Genomic DNA, 17,189 nt, shown 5'->3' with positions numbered 1-17,189 from the left:
ACTGCAAAGATACAAAAAATTTTAACTCACACAACTCTTTTTTTTAAAAAGTTTTGTTCATCTCTTAGCTCTCATATCTATAAGCTGGTTCTAAATCTTTATGCTTATCTAAAAGCTCCTCTGCGCTACTGTATTACTCTCGTTTTTCAGTGGGGCAAAGATAACAACTTAATACACCACAAAACAAACTTATTTAACATAAAATTCATATAGCATGAAGCTTGGGGATAAATATCATCGTAATAAGCTAATTGGCAATGGATTGTAAACGTAACGAACTTATCCACAGGAAACGATTGGAAAACAGTGATGGTTTTTAGCTTAAAAAAAGCGCTTTATTAATCCTTTATATATATAGTAGCCCACTAAACAACCTATAGTATCTGCTACAATATCTAAGGATTCCATGGATCTTCCTAATCCCATTTCTTCCTGAAGGATTTCAGTAAGGAATGCATATATAAGGATAATCTGAAAGAAGTATGAAAATTTAATTTTGGGAAAGGTGGCAATGAAGCAAAATCCCAGCATTGCAAATATGCTCAAATGTAAAACTTTATCAATGCCATTGAACATAAACCAATATTCCTGGTTCTCTTCTCCCGGCTTGAGGAGCATATAAGTAAGAAATGCCCAATAAATGGGCAGTATCTTACTAAATATTTTTGAAATCTTATCCAATGATAGCCTGGTATTCTTCTGCAGTAAGCAGCTCTGAATGATCTGCACCTTCAGCAAGCTCTAATTTAATGATCCATCCGTTTCCGTAAGGGTCAGTATTTAACAGCTCAGGCTGAGCTTCCAATTCTGAATTAAATTCAATAACTTTTCCTGCAATAGGTAAGAATAAATCTGAAACTGTTTTCACCGCTTCTACACTTCCGAAAACCGCTCCTCCTTCAAGATCATCATCTAATGTATCTACATCTACATAAACGATATCGCCAAGTTCTCCCTGGGCGAAGTCTGTAATACCGATTGTAGCTACATTACCTTCAATCTTGATCCATTCGTGATCTTTAGTGTACTTTAATTCTGATGGTGTATTCATTTTAATTTTTATTTTGTACAAATGTATTCAAAATAATTCTAGCTTCAAATATAGGATATAAAAAATGTCCTTCAAAATAGAAGGACATTCAAAGTTTGTTTCATTTTATTTTAGAAACCTCCACCAGAGTCACCAAATGTAAAAGTGGCAGAAAGTCCGGCTCTAATAGTAGACAGCGGGAATGCCGTGGAGATTTTATACTTAGAGGTCATTTGCTCATAGAATACTCTTAAGTTCAAGTTCTCCGAAACATTGTAGTCTGCAGAAAGCTTTATATTCATGAGTTTTTGTCCTCCTGTAATCTGTGAATCATTTAACAGAATATTCATGATAGAAGTCTGGCTGTCTCTTAAAGAGATATCTCCCCTGATATTAAGATCGCTTCCTTTTCCTCTGGATCCTCTTGTATTAGCCATCCCTAATCTGAAATTCTTCACGATATACCCGAGTCTCACCACATATTCTGTATTGGAATCTTCTGTAAGGGTATGGTTTACCAGCCCTAGCAACATCATTCTGTTTCTGTTATACTGAAGTCCAAACTGCATATTGTTTCTCATGGTAACATCTATTCCGATCAGCGGTGAGAATGATTCCACGTAACCAACCTGGGAAAAGGTAAACGGATTGATATAATCATTATTGACATCAAAAGCATTACCTCCCGACAGCCTGTTGAAATAATCAATACTTGACTGGATACCTGTTGCCGTATAAGTAGCCGTATATCCATGGAGTATATCAAATTTAGCAAACTGGCCATTGATGATCGGAATATTTCTTAATCCTGAATAGGTAATCTTCCAGTTTGGAATAGGAAGACCTGCTTTTCTGGCATTTCCGATCTGTTTAACAGATTTACCTTCAACTGCAGCCCTGAATGCGGGAATCAGGACATAAGCATTAGCAATACTATAGTGTTGGGCATATCCTTCACTGTCTAATACTTCGCCAATTCCCATCTGTTGCGAAAGGATCTGTGCATTTTCCCTGATCGCCTGGTAAACTGCCTTGGTATCTTTGAATGAAGTTTTCAGAAGAACAACGGAATTGGAATAGGTCACCTGATCATTGGCAAATACATAATCATGATTCGCAGTTGCGAGATTATTACGATTATTAAACCCTGATTGGGAGAAATTTCTGTTGTAGTTATGCAATGCACTAAGATCAATTCTGAAATCATTCATCGGAACAATTTGTAAATTGGCTCTTAATTCTCTGGTAGACATCCGTATGTAAGGATCTGTCATATACGGCGAATCACTTACCCAGCCATTCTCCAGCACTTCTCTTCTGATATCTGCCTGGGACCCCAGAAGGAATCCAAGGGTTGGACCACCGAGAGTCTGTCCATAACCATACATATTAGGTGCTGAAAGTAAACCAGGAAGCACAGTTCCGTTATTTTCAGAATAATTAATATCCAACTGTTTGAATGATGTTAAAACAAAAGCTGCACTTTGAAGTATGGTCAGTTTATTTTTGAATTTATAGCTCTTAAATCTAAATTTTTTCTTCTCCCACTGTTGAGTGTAAACATTGTTCAGTGAGTCTATTTCCTGCTTACGTTTTTGCAGTTTTGTATTGATATTCTTAAAGTATTTAAACTGTCCGAAGAATTTCGGAATATCTGCTGTAGCTGTAGCCTGAATAATATTAGTGTTCTGCCCTACGGAACCCAAGCTTCCTTCCGGACTGGAAAGAAGTGCTGTAGATCTTGCATTCCAGTTATAGGTAAGTCCATACCCCACTTCTGCATCAATGAAATCCAAATAAGGAAGATACTGGAATGGCAGTTTGTAGTTCAGTTGTACTCTGTGATTATACAATACTGGTCTTCCCGCTCTGAATACATTTCCAAAGATGGACTTGTCATTCATTCCATTCACATCTACATTGTCATTCAGAGTTCTTGTAGCAGAATTGATTTCAAGCTTTAATGATTTGGTAAAGTTGAAGCCTAAGCCGTATTGCCATCCAAAGAAGAAATTCCTGTTTCTAAGTGCTGCAAAACTGTCACCTGTATTTCCGCTTAAGATTGCTTCTACATTTCTAAATTCAAGCTCATTGTAGTTTCTGTCTATTTCAGTTCTGAAAGATAATCTTGTAGGAACCGGATTGAAATTGAATTCTTTTACCCATTTCAGGTATTTTGTAGATTTCGCGGTATCGCTGATCATTTTGTTGAAAGGCTTAATTACCCAAGGTTTGAAGGTATAATTGTAATCCACATACCCTCTCAGATACTGTCTGTAGTTTTTGGAAGTATAAATATCCCTGAAATAATCATCATTATAAACCGCAGTTACAGAAACGTTTTCAACATCATAAAACTTAGGTTTTTTGTTTGGATTCACTCTCTCCTTATGCATATTGACCACTCCAATACTTCTCTGCTGAGTGTAGGTTCTGGCTACTTTCTTCAGCTGTTCTTTATTGGCAGCCTTACTGAATGCGACATCAGTATCCAGAGGATTATATTTCGGATCCTCGATGGTTTGGGAATAAGAATAGTTCAATGGAATTTTCATTCCGCTCTTTTCAGGAAGGAATTTATCTACATTAACCGCTGTATTGATACTGAATGCGGACTGTGTAGACTGGTTTCTTTCCGCAGGCTTTGAATCTATATTCCCGAAACCTACAGAAGTATAGGATGCATTGGTATTTACCGTAGCAAAGTCTCCTAAGTTAAAATTAAGACTTGCGTTACCTGCGTATCCGCCATCATTTTCAATTTCAGAAAGACGGATTTCGTTTACCCATAGAATTCTCTCAATTCCAGCAGATGTTCTGTCATTATTTCTTACTCCGATCATGATCGTCGTAATGTTTCCTAAACTTGGACGTCCTTTGATATAAATTCTTTTAGAATCATCACCAAAAACATTATCCATTTCTCTCAAAACAATATTAGCTGAGTTTTTATCTCTTCTGATTTTAGCGTCTACAAAATTTTGAATCTCAAAATCAATATTATTTTCAATTGGCCAGATCTCCATCGGTGTAGTTGCCGTACTTTTAGTAAGCATCATTGAAGATTCATATTCATAGTAGTTATCTGTAGCATCACTACCGAAACGGATAAAGAATTTCGCCTGTGGGTCAATATTTTCATATCTGTTGGATGGATCCTGAGCATGTACAAAAAGTTTTAGTTTTTTATATCTCCTCATATCCAGGGATGTATTTTTGAAAACACCTCTTGCTTCAGCTTTAAGATCCTTTACTCTCATATAAAGAGACGCTTCGTTCTGTCTCTGTGCTCCTGCATTTCCACTCAATACCTGTCTGTCAATACCTGGAGGTAGCACATACGGTGGCTGGTTCAATGCATTTTCTTCAATATTTACACTTCCTACTTCAAAGTTATTGTTAAAATCAAGATCTGTAGGAGCTACTCCTTCATTGGGAGAACTTACGGTTGCACTGGCAATCTGATTTGGATATCTTCTCCAGTCTGATCTTACAAGATCCATAGTACCGAATCTTAAAGTGGAAGTATTTTCAAATCCTGCAAGCATTAGTCTCGCAAATCTCACATTGTTAAGTACCGATGCACTCCTTTCTCCTTCCGCCCCATTTTCTGCATATTTTGATACCGGGATTCTGAAAAGATACCATTTTACATCTGAAGTCTGCCCGTTCTGGAAGCTTGCCTTTACGGTTTTCACGTCAACAATATTATTCTGTCCTAATGATAAGCTTGGCTTATCAAGGTTAACAATATATTCATTGTAGCTTTCCGTCTGGTCAAGGTTGTAATCTTTGTTAATATCTTCTGCATCCGGACTCTGTGAAGCCACTTCCAGAGAATTGGCCTGAGAGTTACCTTCAGGGTTTCTAAAGTATTTATATCGCTGAACTAGTGATGCTGCCTGACCACCTGTAAATTTATCAGACATATAGAACACAAAGTCATCTACTGCAGGGTCAACTAAGTTGGTCACCGGGTTTACAAATGTATTCCCAAATCTCATGGATTCCTGATCCGAGCTTAATCCATCATATCCAAGATCCTGCGCTCTCCTGTCATCGCCTTCACTGGAAAATGCATAAAGAATAGGTGGTTGTTTAGGCTGTACTCCCCAATTGGACGTTGTTGTAGTGGAAGGAGCTCCCGGAGTTGGAAGACCGTTTTCATACTGCATCTTTCCGTCTTTCAGGATGTCTTCAGACACGTTACCTAATTGTAGTAAAAGTCTTGCCCTGTTTCCAAGGACATTTCCATCCGCATAAGGATCCATCATCCAGAATTCAACATATTCGATATTTGAATTGACGAAGTTGGAAACACTGATCGGTCTCATGATCCCTGCCCATCTTGCAGCTGCTGTTTCAGTATTTGGATTGACGTTGTAAGGACCTTTTTCTGTAGGGTAATAAGAAATATCTAAAGTATTGGTGAAGGTCTGCTCACCTGCAACAAAGTCTCTGTTATTATAAATCTCGGAATACTGAACTCTTCTGGAGGCATGGTTGGAAACAGACTGTGGTGTAATTCCTGCCGGAGCTCTTCCTCCTACTCCCCAGAATCTTGGGTCAATATTATACCATGAAAGAAGTCCTCTTCCGTACCCGCTTGTTGTCGCATCATCTGCTGGTGCCCCATTAAAAGGAGCGGCAAGGTTTTTCTCAGGTCTTGATGCCAGACTCCATGCGGTAGGTTCTTTTAAAGATATTTTAGAGGTAGTCTGCTCAAAATCGTCAATGTAAGACTGGTCATTTGTTCCTTTATTAAGTCCCGGAAGCAGGTAAGCAGCCTCCATTTTAAAGTTCAGGTTGGAAGGAGCTTCAGTATTTACCAATGGAATCTTATCTGTCAATCTGGTCAGGAAAGGAATCTGATTATTGTACATCATGTTGATCCCTGCCATTGTATTATTCACAGCTTCCTGTCCGTAATTCACTTTCTGAGTAAGCGGAGATTCTGAATAATTAACAACCGTTCCACCTACTATAAAATTCTCGCTGAATCTTCTTTCTAGGTTTAAGCCTAAAAATCTTTTTCTTTGAGTATTAAAAGTCAGTTGATTTTCCAGTGAAATATTGATGGCCTGTCCGGACTGTTTAACATTTTCATTGATAATTGTTACCGTTCCAAGCATATAGTCTACGGTATAATCTACGCCTTCAGTAAGCTGAACACCGTTTGCAGAAACTTTTACCGATCCCTGCGGAACATTTACTGCTCCAAGAGAAATTCCTTGCCCTTGTGTTCCTTTGTAACGCCCTTCTATAGTATATCGTTGGGCAAGATTACTTGAAGTGGCTACCTGTTTTTGCTGTTTATACAGATCGGTAAAGACAAACTGTGGATCGTTTCCGACCTGGCTCGCCATAAAACTACCGAACGGCTGTACTTTGGTAAATATGATCCTTCCGGTTTCCGGTCTGATCGTAATCCCGTTGACAAAGTCAAAAATACCGTCTCCAAGCACACCGCTGCTGGCCTGGATATCACCGTTCATATTCAGACGGTCCCAATTCAGTAATTTTAGCAAGTTTTTATCCTGAACACTGGTTCCCGGAAGGTAGTTTACTTTACCTCCGGTTTTCTGATCCCGGTAAAAAACATTAAGAATAAAACCGTCCTGCGCTACCTGTCCTGCATCCAGCGAGTAGATGTTCTTCATCATCAGGTCCCACATCGGAGATTCTGTATTCACTCTATTATTTACTCTTAAGACCTTGGTAACCAGTACAGGGCTTTCTTCGGAGAATTCCCCTACTTTATATACCTTGTTGGTTCCATCCGTGTAGGAGTAAGAAACAGCCAAAAGCTGGTTTTCGTTCAGCTTTTGGTTCAGTGAAATATATCCTAACTGAGGCTGCAATGTATATTCATTGGCATTCAGCCTTCTTGCTTTTGTATTAAAAATAAACTGCTCACCGTTATCGTACGGCTGCGTACTTCCCGGGAAACTCTGCCCTTGAAAAGTAGTTGCGTAGTTTTTACCGGCTTCTCTTGGTCCTATAGCAGCATTAATAGACGGGTACAATCCGTTCTGGGAGTTATCCGGCAGTCCCGCAGGTCCTTCTCCTAAGTCTCGGATACCGATAATACTTTTCTGATATGCCAGATTGCTGTTTCCCTGGTCAAGTACCCAAACCTCCAATCTTGTAATATTTACCGTGGAATTGATCTGAGGATAATTGGCCAATGCCTGGTCATAACGATCCAGGAAGTAATGTCCTAAGAAAAAGTGCTGATTATCTTCATAGTCGATGGCATTGACTTTAAAATTATTCATGACACCTCCGCCCTGAACTACAATATTCCTGGCTTCACCCTGCTGTTGGGAAAGCACTACTGTTCCATAAGTTTTTCCTAACTGAAATTCTGTTTTCACCCCGAAAAGTGACTGTGAGCCGCGGATAAGACTGGTAGAAAGCGGCATATTAACGTTACCGAACTCTACTCTTTTGATGATCTTATCTTCACCGCCGGCACTTGGTTTGTCTACATCGCCAAGTCCTTTGGTCTGAAGATCTTTCCAGCTTCCTTTGGCCTGCCACACGAGATTCATCCTATTTTCAAATGCGAAACCGCTCTGGGTGTCATAATTGGCTTTTAATTGAAGATTCTCTCCTACTTTTCCCAATAATCCAAGCTGAATTCTCTGATCTATATCAAAGGTAAAACTGGTCCTGTTCTGAGGAAGGATCAATGGGTTGTCAATTTTCTGATAAAGTCCTGCAAAATCCAGTGAAGCATATCCTGAAGGAATGATCTCAATTTTATTGCTCCCAAAGATGGTTTCAAAGAGCCTGTTGTTGATCAGCAGAGACGGAATAAGACCCTGTTTCCGGGCATCTGTTCTGTCCCTTCTGAAAAGAAGGCTGTATTTATCAGATTTTTCTTTGTAATAAGCTTTTGTCTGTGCAGCGAGCATAAATTCTTTGTACTCTTCCGGAGACATTGCTGTAGGGGGTCCTGTAAATGTATTTCCAATTTTAGGATATACGTAATACATTCCTGTTTTGATGTCGTAAAAGGCCTCATACCTGGTAGGGTCGGCCAATTGATAATCTTTCTTGATAATTGCCGTATCACGTACCTGTGCAAAGGTACTTACTGACATACACAGGAAGGATAGGAACAGAAATATTTTCAGATGCTTATTATTTGCCACCAAATGTTAAATGTTTTTTAAAATTTGTTTTACCAATTCTTCTACGGAAATTCCCGGATCCTGCTTCATCATTCTGTCTGCAATCTTCTCGCTCATACGCTTTGGGATGCCTAAAACTTCTAATGCAGATAACGATTCTTCCTTCACTTTATTATCTACATAAGAAGAAATATTTTCCTCCGAAACGCTGAATTTTTGGACTTTATCTTTCAAATCTACAATGATTCTTTCAGCAGTTTTGGCACCAATTCCTTTGGCTTTCTGGATGAGTGCACTATTCTTGGAAAGGATAGCCGAAGCAATCTCTTCAAGACTTAAAGTGGAAAGAAGAATAAGGGCAGAAACAGCTCCTACCCCATTAACACTTATTAACAGATTGAACATTTCTTTTTCTGAACGAGTGTTAAAGCCAAAGAGAAGATGAGCATCTTCCCGTATGATCTGCTGAGTGAATAAGAATGCCGGCTGATTCAGGGCCAGTGCCTGGGAGGTCATCAAACTGATACCTACATAGTAACCAACCCCTTGTACGTTGATCACTGCGTAAGTGGGTGTAAGTTCTTGAACGCTGCCTTGTAAGGAAAATATCATTAGTAATTTTTAAAACTCCCAAATATAGTAATTTAAACTAATTAATATTTTCATTTCACGTGCGAATGATTTTTAACTTAAATTTTGACTTTGAATTCAATGAATTAACATAAATACAAAAAACCTATCCAAACGGATAGGTCTATGATTTAAATGAATGATTGCTGATTCAATTAAGGATAAATATCAAGACACATATTAAGATGACATGGGCCCTGAACACAAGATGGGGAACAGCCGTTTACCACACACATCTGCCCTTGAGATGGAAGGCAGTATAAAGTCCCGTCCGGAGACTGAATAGGGGTATCTCTAGGGCCTGCTCCGGTAATTTGTTTTAAATTTTCTCTTGATAATTTTTTAATGTTTTTCATGGTAATTTATTTTTAATTCATGTAAATATATTTATTTTTCTGTAACAGAGATACTTATTTTAACAAAAAATCTATTATTATCCCTACATTGGGAGTAAAAACAGGTCACAATAGTAAAAACTGCTTTTGAGGAAAATTTATATAAATTTTAATGCCGTCAGACTATTCTGATTGATTTAGATGATAAAACCAACATGGTGATTTACATTTTCTTTTTTATGACTTATACGGATATAAGCTTAAAAACATAAAAAAAGCAGTACACTAAATTGTGTACTGCTTTGGTTTGTAAAGATAGATTCTTTATTATTTTTTATTTTCTCTTCTCTGAGCATCAAGTACTGCCACAGTGGCAAGGTTGACGATCTCGTCTACACTTGAACGCATCTGTAAAACGTGTACCGGTTGTTTTAATCCCATCAGGATTGGTCCGATCACCTGTGCTACTTTCATTCCTCTGATAATCTTATAGGAAAGATTGGCACTTTCAAGATTTGGGAAAACAAATGTATTGGCAGGAGTAGTTCCTAATTTTGAGAATGGATAATCGCTTAAATGATCTGCGTTCATCGCAAAATCCGGCTGAATCTCACCATCTACGACCATTTTAGGATATTTCTCGTGGAGGATGCTTACTGCTTTGGCTACTTTTTTAGACGTATCTGAGATAGCCGCAAAGTTTTCAAAGCCAAGCATGGCAATTCTAGGCTCTATTGCAAAAGATTTCACTGTAATTTCTGCCATTTTAGCAATATTGACAAGGTCTTCTGCCGTTGGATTCTGATTAATGGAGGTATCTGCAAAGAAAATAGGCTTCTTTTCTGAAAGGATCATCATCATAGCCGCTATTTTATCTACTCCTTTATCTTTTTCAATAACTTCTAAAACGGGCCGAAGCACTGAAGTATAGTTTTTAGAAAAACCTACGATCAATCCATCTGTATCTCCGTGTTTTAGCATTAAAGGACCAAAATAATCTCTCTGACGAACATATCTTTTCGCTTTATATTCGTTCATTCCTTTTCTCTGACGAAGTTTCCAAAGGGTTTCTCTGTATTTTTTCCTGTTTTCTTTCTGATCGTCATCACTTGGGTCGATAATCGGGATGTCAAGATTGATTCCGAAACGCTCCATCTGTTCTTTGATGTATTTTTTATCTCCTAAAAGGCTTGGGAAAGCTATTCCTTCTTCATAAAGGATTTGTGCAGCTTTCAATACATTATATTCTTCTGCATTTCCTAAAGTGATTCTCTTCGGATTGGATTTGGCACGGCTCTGCATCATTCTCACCAACTTCTCATCTCTTCCCATTCTGTCCAGCAGCTGGTTTTCGTATTCTTCGAAGTCTTCGATGGTTTTTCCTGCGATACCACTGTCAATAGCAGCTTTTGCCACAGCACTGGATACTTTGGTAATCAAACGGTTATCAAACGGTTTCGGAATGAAATATTCTCTTCCAAATTGCAGGTTCTGAACGTTATAAGCAAGGATAACAGCTTCTGGCACAGGTTCTTTTGCAAGATTTGCAATAGCATGTACAGCTGCCAGTTTCATTTCTTCATTAATTCCTCTTGCCTGAACATCTAAAGCTCCACGGAAAATGTAAGGGAATCCCAATACATTGTTCACCTGGTTAGGATAATCGCTTCTACCCGTAGCCATAATTACATCTTTACGGGTTTCAAGGGCAAGATCGTAAGCAATTTCAGGGTCCGGATTGGCCAAAGCGAAAACGATAGGATTCTCATTCATGCTTGAAAGCATTTCAGGAGTCATTACATTTCCTTTTGATAAACCGATGAAAACATCAGAACCTTTTACAGCATCTTCCAGTGTTTCAATATCGGTTTGGGCAATAAAGTCTATTTTTTCAGGGGTAAGATTCTCTCTTTTATGATTGATGACTCCTTTACTGTCGCACATCAACACATTTTCTCTTTTCAGACCTAATGAAATATATAAATTGGTACAGGCAATGGCAGCCGCTCCGGCTCCGTTCACAACCATTTTTACTTCACCGATATTTTTACCGGCGATCTGAAGTGAGTTGATCAGGGCTGCAGCTGAAATAATAGCCGTTCCGTGCTGATCATCATGCATTAAAGGAATATCCAGTTCTTCTTTTAGTTTCTGCTCGATATAAAATGCTTCAGGAGCTTTAATATCTTCAAGGTTGATACCTCCGAATGTAGGAGCAATCCCTTTTACGATCTGGATAAATTTATCAGGATCTTTTTCATTGATCTCAATATCAAAAACATTAATGTCTGCAAAGATCTTAAATAAAAGACCTTTCCCTTCCATTACCGGTTTTGAAGCTTCGGGACCAATATCACCCAACCCAAGTACTGCTGTTCCATTGGAAATTACAGCTACCAGGTTTCCTTTTCCTGTGTAATCGTAAACGGTTTCAGGTTTTTCGTGGATTTCCATACAAGGAACTGCCACCCCCGGTGAATACGCCAATGAGAGATCTCTTTGAGAAGAGTGCGGTTTTGAAGGGATAACTTCGATCTTCCCTTTAGGTTCGGCTTTATGATAATCTAACGCGGCCTGATTAAAGTTCTTTTCGTCGCGGTGGGTTTTACTTGACATAGAATTTTGTTTTTTATTAAAGTATATACTTAATATGGTAGTCTACTAAACTTTCGATGGGTTTTCGGACAACGTGTCCTACATTTAAATGAAATTCTTCCGCTACAGAACGGAGTGTATCTTCGTAATAATAAGCAATAGAGCCAATGAAATTGATCTCGGCATCTTTTGATTCTTTATAAGGAATGACCTGATACTCGAAGAAGCTTTTCATTTCCTCGTATACCATACTTTTAAAGTAAGGGTGGTCTTTTCTTTCAATAACGAATCTGTTGAAATCTGCCAGCCATGCATTAGGTCTGGGGCTGTGATACATATTTTTCAAAGCATCTTCTATCTTTAGTCCATAGTTCTGCTCAAATTCTGTATGAAGATCGTCCGGCAGTTTTTTCATAAAATATCTTCGCACCAGCTGTTTGCCAATGGCACTTCCGCTTCCTTCATCTCCCATGAGAAAACCTAGTGAAGGGAGTTCTATTTTAATGTCTTTACCGTCGAAATAGCATGAATTTGATCCTGTGCCTAAGATACATACGACAGCAGGTTTTCCATTGTAGGCAGCATAGGCAGCAGCCATAAGATCTTCTCTCACAACAGACTCTGCTTTCGTAAATACTTTCTTCAATTCTTCCTCTATGGTTTCGCAGTTTTTTTTCACACCGCATCCGGAGCCATAGAAGAAAATCTTTGTTATGGAATTTTTGACCAGTACAAGGCTGCTGTTTTTTTCAATCTCGGGAACGATAAGCTCTCTGTTGATAAAATTGGGATTAAAGCCGATCGTTTCTGTTTTTAGAAACACTTTTTTGAAGTCATCAAGTATCACCCAATCTGATTTGGTAGAACCACTATCAACAATAGCAACCATATTTACATTTTAGTTTAAGGATGCTAAATTATGAATTTATCTTCAAATAGCGTTTACAAAGACACGGGAAGGTTCTAATGTTTTATATCAGCTTTTTGATTATTGAACTGAATAAGCCAGTCTTCTATTTCATCTTCAAGATAAGTGGTCTGAAGCATGATGGCATTGATAAAATCATCGGGCACAGGATCGCCTGTGGAGTTTTCGAGGTTCCACAATTCGTCTGCCATATTTTCATATTCTGAATACACTCTTTTGAAGCGGGAATTTTCTCTCTCAAGAGCTTCAATATTTTTTTGCTGAAGCTGGAATTTTCTGTATTTGTTTTGACTTTTCATACAAATATTATTATAATTTGGGTCGTAAAAATTATGGTATTATGCTTTAAACCGCACATTACAAGATAGAAAAAACCATCAACACAAGAAGTTGAAAATGAATTTATTATCAGGTTATAATTACATCATTCAGAATATTAAATTTATAAATAATTTTGGTTCAAAAAAATATTTTAACACCTTTTTTAATTGTTTAACATATGCTTATTACAATAAGATGATTCGGAAAACCTCAGTATCCCTTCTAACCCCTTTAGCCTGCAACGATTACCGTTTACAACATCACTTTTAAGTGACAATAGGGTAATTTTTCATTCTTAAAAGAGGTTCTTTTTTAAATCAGTCGGATTATTCCATTCCAAACATTATTGAATTCTCCATTCAAAAAAAAGCCTATTTATTTAAAAATCAACTCAATGCATAACTATTTTATTTTAAAATAATCTTTTATTCTTACATTATTGACATATAATTATAAATTTGCAACTTCATATATATTGAATGAGAGAATTACTAATACGCCAGAAACAGGTTTTATTCTTTATCATAGCCGGAGGGCTGAGCGCTGTTGTAGAGATCGGAAGCTTTAAAGCTTTCAGCACTTACCTTCCCCACGTTTTTGCCAGGGAGACCAATTTTCATGGGATACATTATCCTTTGAGTAATATCTTTTCTACGAGCTGTGGGATCATCAGCAATTATTTCCTGAGCATCTGGTTTGTTTTTGAAAGAGGTAAGCATTCTAAAAAAAAGGAGTTTGCCTACTTCATGGGCGTATCTTTTATTTCAACTTTATTGAGCTTAGGCTTTTTTCAGGTTTTCTACAGCTTTATCTTTAAGGACAATATCAATTTAATATTTTATACCTTAAGCCCGGAAATGATCAGTAAGATCGCCGCGATCCTATTGGTTTCTGTCCTTAATTATTCGGTGAAGAAGAAAATAATTTTTAACGGTTAAGCTGTGACAAAAATTTTAAATTATCTCTGGAGATTCTGGCTGTTGCTTTTGGCATTTATACTGACAGTCACAATGGGAATTCCGGTTTATATTCTTTCCTTTAATAAGAAGCATTATAAATATGCTTATAAATTCATCCGCATCTGGTGTTTCGGAATGTTTTACGGAATGGGTTTAAGATATGATCTGACTAATCTTTCAGATCAGAAAAAAGATAAGAACAAACCGTATGTCTTCATTTCAAACCATACCTCCATCATGGATATTATGCTTACCTGCATACTAATGCCACACCACCCGATCTGTTTTGTGGGCAAAAAGGAGCTGGTAAAGATTCCCATCTTCGGTACCATATATAAAAGGATATGTGTAATGGTGGACAGAGGCAGCGCAAGAAGCCGTGCAGATGTCTATAGAAGATGCGCAGAAAAAATGGAAGAAGGCAACAGCATTGCTATATTCCCTGAAGGTGGTGTTCCGGACGACACTTCTATTATTTTAGATGAATTTAAGGATGGAGCATTCACTTTATCTTCAAAACATAACTCCCCTATTGCAGTCTACACTTTTGTAGGCCTAAAAGAAATTTTTCCCTTTGAAAGCTCTAAAGGCTATCCGGGAAGAGTAAAAGTATATTTCAATGGAATCATGGAACCATCAGATTCTCCGAGAGATCTGAAAACCAAAGCTTATACGGAAATAAAAAAAACGTTGTTGGAACACTCTGTATAAAAGAAATAGTTATATTTGTTTGCGAAATTTTTAACAAACATGTCAAATTATTCTAAACAAACCAATTGGGGACAGTTTATTCCCTTGGTTACTGTGTTTTTTTTCTGGGGATTTGTTGCGGCAAGTAATGATATTCTGATCCCGGTTTTTCAAAAAGCCTTTAAACTGACCCAAACTGAAAGTATGCTGGTACAGATCTGCTTTTATGTGGCTTATACCGTAGGGTCTTTGATTTATATGGCCGTTTCGAAAGGACTCAAACAGGATCTTATCAACAAAATAGGTTATAAAAACGGCCTTATTTTAGGTTTACTTATATCTGCATCAGGGACTTTACTATTTTATCCGGCAGCCAATCTTGCTTCATTTCCTTTAATGATCTCGGGACTCTTTATTGTAGGACTCGGTTTCTCATTGCAGCAGATCGTTGCCAATCCATTGGCAATTGAAGTAGGACCTACTGAAACAGGATCTCAAAGACTGACCATGGCCGGAGGAATTAATAACCTTGGAACAACCATCGGGCCTCTTATCGTTTCATTTGCTATTTTTGGCGCAGCCTCTACAGCTAATACGGAAGCTAGTATTGAAAGTGTAAAGATTCCTTATCTTATGCTTGGTGCTGCCTTTGTTTTAGTAGCGATAATGCTTAAATTCTCATCTCTTCCGGCAATAACTCCTACGATTACGCAGGATACTGATGATGTAGTTCCGGGAGACCATAAAACTTCAGCTTTTCAGTATCCACAGTTAGTTATGGGAATGATTGCCATCTTTGTTTACGTTGGAGTAGAAGTTTCTACGGCCAGTAACCTTCCTGCTTATATGGAAAAAAGCTTAGGTTTTGAAACTAAAGATGTAGCTCCTTACATTTCATTGTATTGGGCATCACTGATGATCGGTCGTTGGACAGGTGCGGTAGAAGCATTTGATTTGAGCGCCGGGTTCAAAAAGATTTTAAGATTCCTCGCTCCTTATCTGGCATTTGGGGTGTTCTTATTGGTAAATGCTATTGCGAAACATGATTTGTCCCCGTTCTACGTATACGGTGCTGTCATTATTGTAATGATCATCTGTGACATTATGAGTAAAGGGAACCCAGCAAGAATGCTTCTGATCTTTTCTGTAGCAGGTATAGCTGCCCTATTAACAGGAATGTTTACCTCAGGAATGGTATCCGTATATGCATTTACCAGCGTTGGATTATTTTGTTCTACTTTATGGCCTTGTATTTTTGCACTAGCCATTAACGGACTTGGAAAACATACCAATCAAGGTTCCGGATTATTGATTATGATGATTATGGGAGGAGGTATTGTAAGTCTAATTCAAGGGTATGTGGCTGATTTAACAACTATTCATATGAGTTATATGGTTGGAGTAATTTGTTTTGCTTATCTTGCTTTCTATGCAATACGTGTAACCGGGATCCTAAAATCCCAGGGTATCGATCTGGATAAAATCTCTAAAGGCAGTGGACACTAACAGTAAAAAAACAATTTATAAAAAGAGATTTTGGGCAGGTATTTTACTTGCCCAATTTCTTTTGTTCTACATTTTCTCTACATCGAAAACAATGATCTCTTTTTTCGGGTGGTTCTTTGAACTGCAGAAAAAAAACCATCAGCTTTTTTTTGGATGGATCCCGTTTTCATTTGGAGATCTTATGTATATCCTTTTGGGTATTTTCATCGTGCACAGTCTTATTCTTTGTTGTAAAAAGAAAAGCCGGAGCAAGGCCATTTTAAAGCTTTTATTCGTTCTTAATATCTTCTACTTTATCTACCAGATCTGTTGGGGAATGCTATACTTCCAGACTCCTATTATTAAAAAACTTTCCAGTCAGAAAGAACCTGAAATTAATAAAGCAAAGAAATTAGCGCTCCGTTATCTGGAAAAATGCAAATCTACCAGACAATCCGTACAGGAAGATAAAAACGGAATATTTATTATTACAGATTTAAACGCTGTACAGACAGAAATCCTTCAACAGCAGGCTCAACTTCCAAAATATATTTCGGATAAAGAAGCTCCGCAGATCAATGCATTCAAGCCCAGCTTATTTAAAAATGTGATGAATTTTACAGGAATTTTAGGTTATTACAATCCATTTACAGCAGAGGCACAGTACAATTCCGGACTTCCCCATACTTTCATTCCGTTTACGTGTGCGCACGAAAGCTCTCACCAACTTGGCTTTGCAAGAGAGCAGGAAGCTAATTTTGTGGGCTATCTGATCGGTGTCCGTTCTGGAAATTCAGACCTGCGGTACAGCACCGAATATTTTACGTTAAAAAGTCTTTTAAGATTTATTTCTGAACAGGATCCTGAGTTTGTAAAATCTATTCTCAGACAATATTCTCCAGCTATGCAAAGAGACCGACGCTACGAGAGGAGTTTTATCTTCAGACATCAGGGTTGGCTAGATGATTTCTTTGGGTTTACGAATAACCTTTTCCTGAAAAGTAACCAACAGGAAGGTGCGGTTACCTACTCTTACTTTATTGATCTCCTTTTAAACTACGAAAAATAGTAAATAAA

The 17,189-nt window shown here is 37.8% G+C and carries 12 protein-coding genes; 4 read left to right on the top strand and 8 right to left on the bottom strand.

The features are described 5' to 3' along the window. Positions 1-321: 321 nt before the first annotated feature. The 8 genes from QF044_RS21485 to QF044_RS21450 all read right to left on the bottom strand — a co-directional run bounded on the left by QF044_RS21485 (position 322) and on the right by QF044_RS21450 (position 12,956). Positions 322-618, bottom strand: a complete 297-nt coding sequence (locus QF044_RS21485) for a VanZ family protein (protein WP_373462691.1) — start codon at positions 616-618, stop codon at positions 322-324. 55 nt (positions 619-673) lie between these two features. Next, positions 674-1,051 (bottom strand): glycine cleavage system protein GcvH, encoded by a 378-nt coding sequence (gene gcvH / locus QF044_RS21480; RefSeq protein WP_307271889.1) that lies wholly within the window; start codon positions 1,049-1,051, stop codon positions 674-676. A 110-nt stretch (positions 1,052-1,161) separates the two neighbouring features. After that, positions 1,162-8,139, bottom strand: coding sequence for a cell surface protein SprA (gene sprA, locus QF044_RS21475; RefSeq protein ID WP_307271885.1), 6,978 nt, complete (start codon positions 8,137-8,139; stop codon positions 1,162-1,164). Positions 8,140-8,196: 57 nt separating this feature from the next. Further along, the gene (gene ruvA / locus QF044_RS21470; RefSeq protein WP_307271882.1) at positions 8,197-8,781 is read right to left on the bottom strand and encodes a Holliday junction branch migration protein RuvA; all 585 of its coding nucleotides are present in this window, start codon (positions 8,779-8,781) and stop codon (positions 8,197-8,199) included. Between the two features lie 173 nt (positions 8,782-8,954). Next, entirely contained in the window at positions 8,955-9,155 is a 201-nt protein-coding gene (locus tag QF044_RS21465) for a hypothetical protein (RefSeq protein WP_307271880.1), read from the bottom strand. Positions 9,156-9,461: 306 nt separating this feature from the next. After that, complete coding sequence (locus QF044_RS21460; RefSeq protein ID WP_307271877.1) at positions 9,462-11,750, bottom strand: NADP-dependent malic enzyme; 2,289 nt, start codon at positions 11,748-11,750, stop codon at positions 9,462-9,464. Between the two features lie 16 nt (positions 11,751-11,766). Continuing rightward, positions 11,767-12,618 (bottom strand): ATPase, encoded by an 852-nt coding sequence (locus QF044_RS21455; RefSeq protein WP_307271874.1) that lies wholly within the window; start codon positions 12,616-12,618, stop codon positions 11,767-11,769. Between the two features lie 74 nt (positions 12,619-12,692). Next, positions 12,693-12,956, bottom strand: a complete 264-nt coding sequence (locus tag QF044_RS21450; protein WP_307271872.1) for a hypothetical protein — start codon at positions 12,954-12,956, stop codon at positions 12,693-12,695. 501 nt (positions 12,957-13,457) lie between these two features. Here QF044_RS21450 and QF044_RS21445 point away from each other — a divergent pair. The 4 genes from QF044_RS21445 to QF044_RS21430 all read left to right on the top strand — a co-directional run bounded on the left by QF044_RS21445 (position 13,458) and on the right by QF044_RS21430 (position 17,181). Then, positions 13,458-13,916 (top strand): GtrA family protein, encoded by a 459-nt coding sequence (locus tag QF044_RS21445; RefSeq protein WP_307271869.1) that lies wholly within the window; start codon positions 13,458-13,460, stop codon positions 13,914-13,916. 3 nt (positions 13,917-13,919) lie between these two features. Then, the gene (locus QF044_RS21440) at positions 13,920-14,648 is read left to right on the top strand and encodes a 1-acyl-sn-glycerol-3-phosphate acyltransferase (protein WP_307271867.1); all 729 of its coding nucleotides are present in this window, start codon (positions 13,920-13,922) and stop codon (positions 14,646-14,648) included. 39 nt (positions 14,649-14,687) lie between these two features. Continuing rightward, the gene (locus QF044_RS21435; RefSeq protein ID WP_307271864.1) at positions 14,688-16,133 is read left to right on the top strand and encodes an MFS transporter; all 1,446 of its coding nucleotides are present in this window, start codon (positions 14,688-14,690) and stop codon (positions 16,131-16,133) included. Between the two features lie 91 nt (positions 16,134-16,224). Further along, the gene (locus tag QF044_RS21430) at positions 16,225-17,181 is read left to right on the top strand and encodes a DUF3810 domain-containing protein (protein ID WP_307271861.1); all 957 of its coding nucleotides are present in this window, start codon (positions 16,225-16,227) and stop codon (positions 17,179-17,181) included. Positions 17,182-17,189: the final 8 nt, after the last annotated feature.

This window comes from Chryseobacterium sp. W4I1, assembly GCF_030816115.1.
GTDB lineage: Bacteria > Bacteroidota > Bacteroidia > Flavobacteriales > Weeksellaceae > Chryseobacterium.
The sequence above is the reverse complement of the archived record's forward strand: the minus strand, read 5'-3'. Positions and strand labels throughout refer to the sequence as shown.

Bases quoted from the DNA above. Each gene is read 5' to 3' on its own strand.
- QF044_RS21485 (WP_373462691.1), bottom strand. From the start codon at position 618: ATGCTCCTCAAGCCGGGAGAAGAGAACCAGGAATATTGGTTTATGTTC.
- gcvH (WP_307271889.1), bottom strand. From the start codon at position 1,051: ATGAATACACCATCAGAATTAAAGTACACTAAAGATCACGAATGGATC.
- sprA (WP_307271885.1), bottom strand. From the start codon at position 8,139: ATGTCAGTAAGTACCTTTGCACAGGTACGTGATACGGCAATTATCAAG.
- ruvA (WP_307271882.1), bottom strand. From the start codon at position 8,781: ATGATATTTTCCTTACAAGGCAGCGTTCAAGAACTTACACCCACTTAC.
- QF044_RS21465 (WP_307271880.1), bottom strand. From the start codon at position 9,155: ATGAAAAACATTAAAAAATTATCAAGAGAAAATTTAAAACAAATTACC.
- QF044_RS21460 (WP_307271877.1), bottom strand. From the start codon at position 11,750: ATGTCAAGTAAAACCCACCGCGACGAAAAGAACTTTAATCAGGCCGCG.
- QF044_RS21455 (WP_307271874.1), bottom strand. From the start codon at position 12,618: ATGGTTGCTATTGTTGATAGTGGTTCTACCAAATCAGATTGGGTGATA.
- QF044_RS21450 (WP_307271872.1), bottom strand. From the start codon at position 12,956: ATGAAAAGTCAAAACAAATACAGAAAATTCCAGCTTCAGCAAAAAAAT.
- QF044_RS21445 (WP_307271869.1), top strand. From the start codon at position 13,458: ATGAGAGAATTACTAATACGCCAGAAACAGGTTTTATTCTTTATCATA.
- QF044_RS21435 (WP_307271864.1), top strand. From the start codon at position 14,688: ATGTCAAATTATTCTAAACAAACCAATTGGGGACAGTTTATTCCCTTG.
- QF044_RS21430 (WP_307271861.1), top strand. From the start codon at position 16,225: ATGATCTCTTTTTTCGGGTGGTTCTTTGAACTGCAGAAAAAAAACCAT.